Raw genomic sequence first — 2,488 nt, 5'->3', positions numbered from 1 at the left:
GTTCCTGTGGTGGGCGACCGCCGGGCTGCTGGACCGGCAGGTGGAAGCGGCGATCCGTGCCGATGCGCAAGGCCTATCGGAACAATGGGCCGGCGGCGGCCTGTCGGCGCTGCAAACCACCATCGAGGATCGCCTGGCGGAGAACGTCGACGACGACGCGATCTATCTGCTGACCGACCAGTCGATGCACCCGCTGGCCGGCAACCTCACGGGCTGGCCCGCCTCCGTCACGGCGCCGGAGACGGCGTATGACCTGATGGTATCGCGTGCCGGCGTGACCAGCATGGCCCGGGTGCGCCGGTTCGACCTGCCGGATGGCAGCCGGCTGCTGATCGGGCGCGATGTGGAGAGTCGCACGCCACTGCGGGCGTTGCTGACATCGGCGCTGCTTTGGTCGCTGGTGCTGCTGGCGCTTCTGGGCTCGGTGGGCGGGCTGGTGATGCAGCGGCTGTTCCGGCGCATGATCGCCAGCATCTCTGCCACGGCCATCGCCATTGCGCAGGGCGATCTGGGCCGGCGGGTGCGGGTGACGGGCCGGGGCGACGAGTTCGACCGACTGGCGGAGACGATCAACGACATGCTGGACCGCATCGGCCGGCTGATGGATGGGGTGCGGGAGGTGTCGAACAGCATCGCCCACGATCTGCGCACCCCCATCACTCGCGCCCGTGCCCGGTTGGAAGATGCGGCCGAACACGCAAACAGCCCCGAGCATCTGCGGGCTGCGCTGGAGCGGGCGGTCACCGATCTGGACGGGGTGACGGCGGTATTCGACGCCCTGCTGCGCATTGCCGAGATCGAGGCCGGCACCCGCCGCTCCGCCTTCGCGGATATCGACCTTGCGCCGGTTCTGGCGGAGTTGGGCGAGCTTTATACCGCCCCCGCCGAGGAACGCTGCCTGACGTTGAGCTTCGAGTTACCGTATACGGTGCCAGTGCACGGCGATCGAGATCTGATCGGCCAGGCCGTGGTCAATCTATTGGACAATGCGCTGAAGTTCTCGCCCCCCGGCGGTAGCGTGCGGCTGTCGGCGGAGCGGCCGGAGGGGTCCGTCGTGTTGGTGGTGCAGGATTCCGGCCCTGGCATTCCGGCGGCCGATCGCGCCCGCGCGACGGAACGGTTCTTTCGCGGCGAAACCGCCCGGCAGACCCCTGGCTCCGGCCTGGGCCTGGCGCTGGTGGAGGCGGTGGCACAACTGCATGGTGGCAGCCTTATGCTGGAAGACGCCGAGCCTGGGCTTCGTGCCGTACTGAGCCTGCCTGCCCCCACCTCTGGCGCTACGCTGCCGTGACGATCACGTCATGTTGCGCCCATCCCCGGAAAAGCCTCACTGGGTTACGCTGCCACACGATGATGAAGCAACTCGTCCTGAGTGCCGCAATGCTTGTCTGCCTTGGCGGGGGAAATCCGACGGATGACCCGATGACGGTCACCACCGACACGCCGGAATACTGCCTGGGGCTTGCCGGGCGGATGGACGCGCAGGGGTCGATGACGCCGAATGCCCGCGTGTTGTGGGAGCGGGGGCGCACCATGTGCGAGCACGGCCACGTGCGCGGCGGCCTGGCCCGGTTACGCCGGGCGATGCTGGTGATGCGTGGGGCGGCGGAATAGGCCGGTCGTCTACGCTGTCGCAGCCACAGTCCGGCGGAAAGTCACCACTAGCACATCGCGGAACGCAGGCGCTTCCGGCTCGCGTGGTTCTACCGGCGTGACACCGTGGAAGACGCGGCTGTCATCGACCCAGGCTGCATCCATCGGGCGGGTGAGCGTGAACGAGCCGAGCATGCGGCGGTCCAGATCGTGGATCGTCGTCTCACCGCTGGCGATATTTTCGCGCCGCACGAGCAGCACCAGCACCCAATCCACGCCGTCGCGATGCATCCCCTCTGGCGTGGGACGGCCTTCCTTGCCGGGTTGGGCCTCGATACGAAACTGATGGACCTCGACCTCCCACTCCGGCACCTCGGGCGATAGCGTATCGAACACGCGCTGGCAGGTGCGTAGGATGGCGGTGAAGGCGGGCATGGCCTCCACCGCCTCGGTCACTGGCTCGAACCACCGGGCGATGCCGCCATTCAGCATGTTGTAGTCGCGGCTTTGGTAATGCGGCTGGTGCGGACGCCGGGCGATGCCCTGCGGCGTGGCGGCGAACACGGCGTGGCGGCGGCGGCGATACCGGCCGCCATCGGCCATGTAGGTGTCGAGCCCCAGATCATCCCAGCTTGCGGCGAAACGATCCCATTCGCCCAGGCCGTTCGCCTCCAGCGCGCCGCGCATCTCCGCATCGTGCACGAAGGCAAAGCCGTCGCGGCCCACCAATTTGGCGATGGACGGGCGGCTGGTGGCTGGGTTGGTCATAGTCCGATCTCCGGAACGGCTTGGGCGGTGGCAGACGACTCGATCCTCGGCAGCACCTCCGGCTCGGGCTTCGGCATCGGCCGTTCGGAGCCCGGGGGCAGCCATCCTTGCACCTTATAGGCAGTGA

General features: G+C 68.0%; 3 protein-coding genes. 2 read left to right on the top strand and 1 reads right to left on the bottom strand.

What is annotated here, in order from left to right; all coding sequences use genetic code 11:
- Both GSQ76_RS20275 and GSQ76_RS20270 read left to right on the top strand, forming a co-directional pair.
- Window positions 1-1,291, top strand: a 1,291-nt coding sequence (locus GSQ76_RS20275) for a HAMP domain-containing sensor histidine kinase (RefSeq protein ID WP_158745928.1), incomplete at its 5' end; no start/stop codon positions are given.
- A gap of 131 nt (window positions 1,292-1,422) precedes the next feature.
- A complete protein-coding gene (locus tag GSQ76_RS20270; RefSeq protein WP_158745927.1) occupies window positions 1,423-1,614 on the top strand; it encodes a hypothetical protein in 192 nt (63 codons plus the stop codon).
- 9 nt (window positions 1,615-1,623) lie between these two features.
- Here the strand turns inward: GSQ76_RS20270 and GSQ76_RS20265 are convergent, their stop codons facing one another.
- Window positions 1,624-2,361 (bottom strand): 2OG-Fe dioxygenase family protein, encoded by a 738-nt coding sequence (locus GSQ76_RS20265; RefSeq protein WP_158745926.1) that lies wholly within the window; start codon window positions 2,359-2,361, stop codon window positions 1,624-1,626.
- Window positions 2,362-2,488: the final 127 nt, after the last annotated feature.

Origin of the sequence: Acidisphaera sp. L21 (assembly GCF_009765685.1) — a bacterium.
Taxonomy (GTDB): domain Bacteria; phylum Pseudomonadota; class Alphaproteobacteria; order Acetobacterales; family Acetobacteraceae; genus LMUY01.
This window is presented reverse-complemented; position numbering and strand designations above follow the sequence as displayed.